This window comes from Nostoc linckia z4, assembly GCF_002608075.1.
Classification (GTDB): Bacteria; Cyanobacteriota; Cyanobacteriia; order Cyanobacteriales; family Nostocaceae; genus Nostoc; species Nostoc linckia.
On the sequence record NZ_LAHA01000119.1, the window covers coordinates 1 to 7630 of the forward strand.

Consider the following 7630-nt stretch of genomic DNA (forward strand, 5'->3'; position numbering starts at 1 on the left):
CGCGAGTTTTTGGCAACCCGTAAAACAACTATATAACAACACTTTCAAGCATTTTCTGGTTCATTTTGGCAACCCGTGAAAGGCATTTACGATACTTGCGAGTAGTACTGTTGCGAGTTATAATGTCAGGCTTTTGCTAGCTGATGGGGCCAGTAGGGTTTTGCTAGTCGCTTTTTGCGATCGCCAGATTTGAGCCAGACGCCATCGGCTCTAATGTCTGTGATGGTGGCGAAGGTCTCCGCGTGCTTGCCCACTAAGATTACTACCTCGTCTCCCACCTCAAGGTTGTGGCGGGGAGACTGTTCGCAACACCGCAAGTCTGTAAACGGCAGTCCAGTAGTCCCTCGCCCTGGAACCTTACAGCTAGCCTCAGACATCTGGTCGAAAAGCAGAAAGACCGTTACTTTTCGCTGAAGCATCGCACTCCAGTAGACACCTTTCTCTTGAAGCAGTGGCAAGGGAAGAGGATCACCCCCCGGATCACCCTGGGGAAAACTGCCAGAATCATTGGCTGGCAGTTGTTTCACTGCTATAGAGCTTGGTTGTATATTTTTAGACACATTCGGGGTAGGATCACCCACTGGATCACCCCCAGAACTGTTGTCTGGTAAGACGTTCAGCGAAAGGTGATCCTCGATGTGACTTGGCGCGGTCAAGATCTCTGAGCCAGGTGTTTTTTTACTATTTTTAGCAGGCTGAGGATCACCTTTGGCTGTATTGCTTGCTGTGCCTGTATTCTGGAGGTGATCCGAGGGGTGATCCTGGGGTGATCCTATATTTTTTATACCAGGTTCAGAATTAGGCTGTAATCCTTTTCCACCAAGGACTATAAACCCAGAGTCGAGGTGATCCGAGGGGTGATCCTTTGCTGATCCTTCGTAAGCAAGGAAGTAGGTGTTCGCTTTCCCCGGCTGGCGTTTTACACTGATTAGTCCATCTGCGGATAATTCATTGAGGAAACGGCGGGCATAGTCTTTGGAAGTGCCTAACCTGTGGGCAATTTCTTCGCTGGTAAATTTGATGTTTCTGTGGTCAGCCAGCAGCTGTAAGGTTGATTCCTTGGCTGACTGAGATGGCCCCCCAAATTCTTCTGCTTCTTCTCCCAAAAAGGTAAAACTCAGGTCTTCGGGGTTGAAGTACATGCGATATTTCTTGTTGGAAGAACGCGATCGCGATTTGTCGATTTCTAATATCCGGTCGTACTGGGTGGCGGTTTCTTTGTTGTCCTTAGATAGCGTCCAGACTTCTGAAACTGCGTTTCTGATTGCCGTTGACCCCCTAACCTCGCCCCCCTTGTTCATGTGGTGGATGATGACAAAGGTGGTTTTATATTGGTTGGCTAGTCCGGTCATCTCCAGGATGGGGCGGGCATATTCCATTTCTGACTCGCGGTAAACAGAAAAGCGGTTGGCAGTCGATAGCGAGTCAATAAAAACTAGTTCCGGCTGAAATTCTTTTAAGTCCTGTATGAGCGTTGGCATATTCTCAGCGCTCCAGCCGAAGCGAACGCGAACTGACTGGCCAATATCTTGTTCTGAGTAACCCAAGGACTCTAAAGCTTGCAGCATGTCACCGGGACTCTCATCTCCTTGGTAATAGAGAATTTTTCTTTTACCTGTAGCAACAAATGTCCCGAACTGAGTACCTTGAATCAAAATTTTACCAATGGAATAGGCAAATTTTGTTTTTCCAACTCCACCATCTGAAGCTAACAGGATGGTAGTACTTTTAGGGATTAGACCGTTTAACAGCCACTCTCTAACAGTAGAGCCTGCTAAGTCTTTTAATTCTTCGTAGGTGAGTAATTTACTACATTGTGCAACAAGAGTCTTTAAGTAAAAATGTTCTAAAAAACCCATCGAAAGATGATGGTCTTTTGCTAATCTATTTAGTTTTAAAAGTCTTAGCGATGGCTGTGTGCAAGTTGTATAAATAGTTGTCAGTTCATCAAGTAATCTGTCGTGTAACCATTGTTCGTGTTCGTCTCTTGTTGGGGCGATTGGTGTCTCAATAATTGACCGAGTTTTCTCTGCAACCATTGAGAAAATTTCTGGTATATCTAGCTCTGTTTCATATCCCAATCTATTGATTTCATTGGCGACACGAATTAAATCTCGTCGAACAAATGCGTCAATGACTAATCCGGCTAGATAGTCTATGTTAACGGCGCTTACGGTTCTGTCTACTACAGTTGCTAGTTTGTTTCTACCCCCAACTCTTGATAGAATGTCATGGTCGGACAACCAGCTAGTGACACTCATTAAATCTGTGGGTTCCTCTTTATTACAAAGTCTCAAGCAAGCTTGATAAATATCTTTGTGAGCGCTGATATAAAAGTGTTCTGGCTTTAATCTATCTTTAATACGATAAATCGCTTCTGGGTCTAATAAGATACCACCTAATATTTCTTCTTCTGCTTCTATATTGCATGGTAGAAGTCTATCGGAATTCGTTTGAAAGTTGGCTGTATCTTGGGGGAATTTATAAATACCTTGTGTCATTTTTCTACCCCCTGCTCGCCTATTTTTGTGTTAAGATAAATTCTAGTTAAAGCACTAAAACTTATCAGAATAACTAGATTGTTCTCTGCTTTCCTGATAGTATTCATTTGATTATTCTTTGTTTTTTTTGGATACAAGCGCTCACTGCCGAAATGCTAGTGAGCGTTTTTTCTGCGGGTCAACTAATCATTCTTTCATTTATTCGTCATCTGGTATCCCCTCTACATCAACTCCTAAAGCAGAGAACATACTCTTGAGTGACACCTTATATAGGCGACACAAAGAAGCGATGTTTTCAGCGCTAGGCAATGCTTTTCCGGATTCCCAGTCAGCCTGCCTCCGTTCCGAAACACCGATCCTTTCCTTAACCTGAGGGCGTGTTAACCCTGCTCGTTCTCTTAGTAGCCTCAAGGGAGACTTGTCCTGTGATAATTGATTTTCTTCTACCATAGTAGACCCAAACTTCATGAATGAAACGTCTTGACTAAGGAGAAAACAGGACGTATCATTCATGTTGAACGACATAAAAAACCCAGCCAAATACTCACTTGGCGACAGGTGTTAATTTGGCTAGTTTTCTTTTGTCAGTCTCTCACCCAGTTGTAAAGACGCAGTAATACCCACTTCCCCGCATACGGTTATGCGGAAATTGTGGAGCTGTGCAGCGCACCCTGTACCTGATGCCCAATGCCCGATACCCCAAGACGAACAGAGGTAGCAGCCTGTTGGCACTAAGCCGAGGAAAGACCTGCTGGGGTAATAACTGATGCCCAATATCCAATAGCTGATGACCACTCCCAAACAGACAGAGATAGCAGCCTGTTGGCACTGAGCCGAGGAAAGACCTGCTGGGAGAATGACCCGATTAAAAATGCCAACACAACATTATGTCTAGTGAATCATGAATGAGCAGCCCAGGATTCGCTGTATACCCTACGTCTCCCATTACGCAGACCCGACAGAATTCCATAAGATTCTCGGCGAACTAGACGAGAAAAAACCCAACTGCCCCCACAACGTGGATGCAGCTGAAACCCTAGCCAAGCCTCCAGAGAGACGTGGCTGGCAGCAAATGTACGTTGACGCCGTGGAGCGATGGGAGGAATAGACAAAGGCGATCGCTCCTGGGAGGGTGCGATCGCCAAAAAGCAATAGTTTATGAATCGAAAATAAATCGAAAATAAGGAGATTTTACCCCAAAAATGTCGAAACCACTAGGTCACTACACTAGTTACACCCCAGGAGACGGCTCTTACTTAGAATCGCTTCAAGAACACTACGGCAGCATGTTCGAGAAAATCAGTCGGAGAGARAARCTTTTTCTGATTTCTGGACTTGCATCGCATCTGTGCGTTCTTGAACCTGGCGAAACCCGCGACGAAATTTACAAACTCAGCGTGCAATTGCAAATACAACTCGAAGAATCCGACCAGGAAGGGCTTCTCGAAGCGCTGATAGCCCAAGTTCGCCATGAGTAGCAGTAAAGAAAGCTCTCAAACCCTTTGCTATCAATGCTTTCGCAAAAGGTACCGTTTTCAACAGCAACACTTGACACGAGGTTTAGTGGCGTTTAAGCCCCACCATACCCCAGCTGCGATCCTAGTATGCACAGACTCAAACCCCACTTAAGACCGCGCATCATACCCTTACGCAACCACTATGGAAACACTAGAAGCCACAACTAATGGCACTAAAGCCGGACTAAAAGCCGACGATAAACCAAAAAAACAAGCAGACAAGCCTAAACGTCACCTGCCATCACTGCCAAGCGCTATTTCAGCCGCAGACATGAACCAGGTTGAGTATTCCGGACTTGCAGATAGAACAGCCGTCGAATGGTCGTCCTTGCAAAACTACGAGATGTTCAGCCTTTCAGCGGATGGATCATTTCCAATGATGAAGGTCAGTCGTAGCAAAGCCGTCCGGCTAGCCGATCGCCAGGTGATGATGGTCGGTTCCGGACGCTGTTTTCGCGTCTCATTGTCAAATCACCCGACACAAAACAAGCCCCAGTCATGACCTGGAGCTTGTTCGACGGTGACTTAACACCGTCTCTACCTAACCAAAATTTACCATGAGTACTCGACCACTAACACCCAAAGAACAAAAAGTAATTGAGCAATTTGAATCAGCCCGCCCTGGGCTGGGCGAAATTGCCGAAAGGAACATCCGCAACAACGACAAAACCGGCTGGGCTGACATCATAGCCGATACCCCAGAGGAGGAGTTGGTAATTGGTGAGGGTTCCGCATCGAATTCCTTCATGTACCGGAGGATTGGCGGATGAAATCACTTGCCGAGCTAATAATTGAGTCGTCGCTGCTACTCAACCAAATTGACGAACATCCAGATTACAAGGCTTTGTTAAACAAAGGATACCATCCAGATCTCAACCTGGGTGATGCTCAAACAGCGCTTGCCTACTTGCTTCGTGAACTCGATCCGCCGTCAATTCCAGCCCCCAAAATTTTTGAAATTGAGGTGAGCCATGAGTGAGCAACCACCCAACATTCGCTGCATACCTCACATCTCCCATTACGCCGATCCAGAGAAGTTTCACCAAATTCTTGGGGAACTGGATGAGAAAAAACCGGACTGCCCCCATAACGTGGATGCAGCGGAAACCCTAGCCAAGCCAAAAGAAAGGCGCGGTTGGCAGCAAACTTATGTTGATGCAGCAGAACAATGGGAGGGGGAATGAACCAACTACTAATTCTGCTGCTCACCTTGGTAGCACTGCTCATCGGCATTATTGCACTTTGTAAAGAACAAGCTGATCGGCCGTTCTACTTCAAAATTGAGGTGCAGTATGGCAAATGATTTGATCGACATCAAAGTTGCAGCCCCGCCCAGGACTGCCACATCTGCAACCTGGGTTGAAATGCACTTGCCAGATGGCAAGACTCTACTGCGTTACTGTGCCTGGGGGGTAGGCAGGTTATGTTTTTCTGTCTCCTTGTTCACCGTCAGCATTGCCCGGAATGCTTTTAAATTTGGCGTTTGGCTGTGTGATGGGTTTGAAGCTGGGGTTAAAAGGTTACTCAAGGTATATGATGCCCTCCCCTACGCCGGAATTCCCATCACTCAAGTGATTGAAGCCTCAGCGGTTCCGGTGGATGAACCGCTGGAAATAATCACCGATATCATCAGTGCCATTGAAGGTAAACAGGTGATGATTATCGGGGAGATGGGGACAGGAAAAAGCACCATAGCCCAATACATTGCCTACACTGTCGGCGGTCGCGTTCGCGTTTACGAGTGTGAGGGGACGCCGACAGACTGGCAAGGACTTGAGGTCATTGGCAAAGGCGAAAACTGGTCAGCGATTGAATTCGGAATGGCTGAGGACTTGGAGGACTTGAGCAACCAGCTAAAAACCAGAACCGAACGCGGTGATGGTGCATTAGCTGGTACCGAACGGGTGATTATTGCTGAGGAATACCCCGAACTGGTTTCTAAAGTCCCCAGTTCCGGCGAATGGCTGGAACGTCACGCCCGCAGAGGTCGCAAAGCCAAGCGTTTTACAATTCTGCTTTCCCAGTATGATCGGGTTGCAGCCTGGGGACTGGAGGGTAAGAGCGATTTAGCTGATGCTTTCTTCCGTATCCGCTTAGGTAAAAAGGCGATAGCCCATGCCAAAAGCTTGAAAAATGAGCAGCTAATAAACTGGTTAAAACTCGACCAGTCCCACTGCTTACTTGACGATCAGCCGCTCAAACTCCCCCCATACCGCGAGATGAAAGCCGCAACATCTCGTTATGGTTCAACCATATTCCAACCATACACCGACAACGCGATCGCACCCCAAAAACCGGCTGAAAATGCCCTCAAACCCGCTCCAGAAGCGGGTTTTGAGGAAAATTGTTCGGATAATGACCGGGTACTTTGGCGGCTAATTCAGCGTTTTGGGGAGGGAAAAAGCGATAGTGCCCTGGTGACAGAGATTCTCGGCTTCACTGGCAAGCGGTACGGGGAAGGTGTAGCGCTCCTAGAGCGGCTGAGAAAACAATTTGGAGGGTAATTATGGGAAATGAGAAAATCATTGCTCAACTTGACAGACCATCTTTACTTCATCTGTCTAGCTTTTTGAGTCTAACCATTGCTGCTGATGACGATAGTTTCTGGGAAATAGCCGATTTAGAAATGTTCTGGGTACTGGATCTAGACGCTATTAATTGCTGTGAAAAACTTACGCAATGTCAACGGCTGAAGTTTTTACAGCAAATTATCAACACCCTGGCTAAGGAAGAGGAAGAGGCTGCCGCCATCAGCAAACAGCTTCAGCTACCTTTGGGGTAATTCAAGGGCGATCGCGCACCGTTCACGCGATCGCCTTCCATCTCATTTAGGAGATAGATGTAACAAAAGAGGTGTGTTAAATGTTTGGTTTTGACGGTGAGGCTAAAGGTTTTCAATCTGTCATTGAACGGATTTCAGCCAATTATTCCAACGTGAAACTTGACCATAAAGAAGTCAGAGCATACGCCCGATGTATGCTGAAAATCCTACCCGAATTAGACATTAATTCTAGGTTTAAACCTGAAATTCAAACTTTACTAGCAGCGATTTCTGCTAGCGGTTTGCCTCACTATGACCGCTCTTTTTTGGCTTCAAAAATATTGGAATTATTAAAGGACGACGTTTTTTTGAAGTCGTCAAATGATGAGTCCAATATTTTCTCGGCTGATAATTTCTAGCCGCCTGATGAGCCGGACTGACTCGCCGGCGAAACGCGATCACACTTGGATCGCGTCGCGGTCTGAGTCCAAATCAGACGTACAGCACATATACACACAGCAGCTTAGGGCTTTTGAAATGAATCAAGCTTTTGGCTTTCGTGCGTTCACAAGCTCGGCTGCTGTGACTGTGCTGTTTTCTTCCCTATGTCGCCGTCAGTTACCTCTGACGGCATTGCCTTGAGAGTGAATTAGGCTGATTGGGCCTTCGGGTGATTCGCAGGCATGACATCAGGGACATAACGACTGAACCACCCAGGAGGAACTGAATGATTAAAATTTTGGGACTTGATGTGAGCAAGTCCTCAGTTTCGGCTTGCCTGCTAACACAAAAGCCCGAACAGCCACGTCAATTTTATTATGAATGTCCGTTTTATCGCTTTAGTGCCAATG

Annotated in this window: 11 protein-coding genes and 1 pseudogene; 9 read left to right on the plus strand and 3 right to left on the minus strand. The window is 46.6% G+C overall.

What is annotated here, in order from left to right:
* Positions 1-125: 125 nt before the first annotated feature.
* The 3 genes from VF06_RS38370 to VF06_RS40030 form a co-directional block, all read right to left on the minus strand.
* Positions 126-2501: a DnaB-like helicase N-terminal domain-containing protein gene (locus tag VF06_RS38370; protein ID WP_099070711.1), complete on the minus strand. Its 2376-nt coding sequence runs from the start codon at positions 2499-2501 to the stop codon at positions 126-128.
* Positions 2502-2699: 198 nt separating this feature from the next.
* Entirely contained in the window at positions 2700-2969 is a 270-nt protein-coding gene (locus VF06_RS38375) for a helix-turn-helix transcriptional regulator (RefSeq protein WP_180267670.1), read from the minus strand.
* 431 nt (positions 2970-3400) lie between these two features.
* Entirely contained in the window at positions 3401-3646 is a 246-nt protein-coding gene (locus tag VF06_RS40030) for a hypothetical protein (protein WP_143861894.1), read from the minus strand.
* A 57-nt stretch (positions 3647-3703) separates the two neighbouring features.
* Here VF06_RS40030 and VF06_RS38385 point away from each other — a divergent pair, with 57 nt between their 5' ends.
* The 9 genes and pseudogenes from VF06_RS38385 to VF06_RS43650 form a co-directional block, all read left to right on the plus strand.
* Complete coding sequence (locus VF06_RS38385; protein WP_099072920.1) at positions 3704-3979, plus strand: hypothetical protein; 276 nt, start codon at positions 3704-3706, stop codon at positions 3977-3979.
* A 181-nt stretch (positions 3980-4160) separates the two neighbouring features.
* On the plus strand, positions 4161-4520 hold the full coding sequence (locus VF06_RS38390; RefSeq protein ID WP_099072921.1) for a hypothetical protein: 360 nt from the start codon (positions 4161-4163) through the stop codon (positions 4518-4520).
* 55 nt (positions 4521-4575) lie between these two features.
* A complete protein-coding gene (locus VF06_RS38395) occupies positions 4576-4788 on the plus strand; it encodes a hypothetical protein (protein ID WP_099072922.1) in 213 nt (70 codons plus the stop codon).
* Complete coding sequence (locus VF06_RS38400; protein WP_099072923.1) at positions 4785-4997, plus strand: hypothetical protein; 213 nt, start codon at positions 4785-4787, stop codon at positions 4995-4997. Before VF06_RS38395 ends, VF06_RS38400 begins: the two co-directional genes overlap by 4 nt.
* The gene (locus VF06_RS38405; protein ID WP_099072924.1) at positions 4990-5202 is read left to right on the plus strand and encodes a hypothetical protein; all 213 of its coding nucleotides are present in this window, start codon (positions 4990-4992) and stop codon (positions 5200-5202) included. The genes VF06_RS38400 and VF06_RS38405 overlap by 8 nt, the downstream gene beginning before the upstream one ends.
* A gap of 108 nt (positions 5203-5310) precedes the next feature.
* Positions 5311-6522: a hypothetical protein gene (locus VF06_RS38410; protein ID WP_099072925.1), complete on the plus strand. Its 1212-nt coding sequence runs from the start codon at positions 5311-5313 to the stop codon at positions 6520-6522.
* Between the two features lie 2 nt (positions 6523-6524).
* Positions 6525-6800, plus strand: coding sequence for a hypothetical protein (locus VF06_RS38415; protein ID WP_099072926.1), 276 nt, complete (start codon positions 6525-6527; stop codon positions 6798-6800).
* A 360-nt stretch (positions 6801-7160) separates the two neighbouring features.
* Positions 7161-7421 carry a hypothetical protein gene (locus VF06_RS40035; RefSeq protein WP_143861991.1) on the plus strand — a complete coding sequence of 87 codons (261 nt, stop codon included), beginning with the start codon at positions 7161-7163 and terminating at the stop codon, positions 7419-7421.
* 85 nt (positions 7422-7506) lie between these two features.
* A pseudogene (locus tag VF06_RS43650) lies at positions 7507-7630 on the plus strand (IS110 family transposase); the annotation flags it as partial.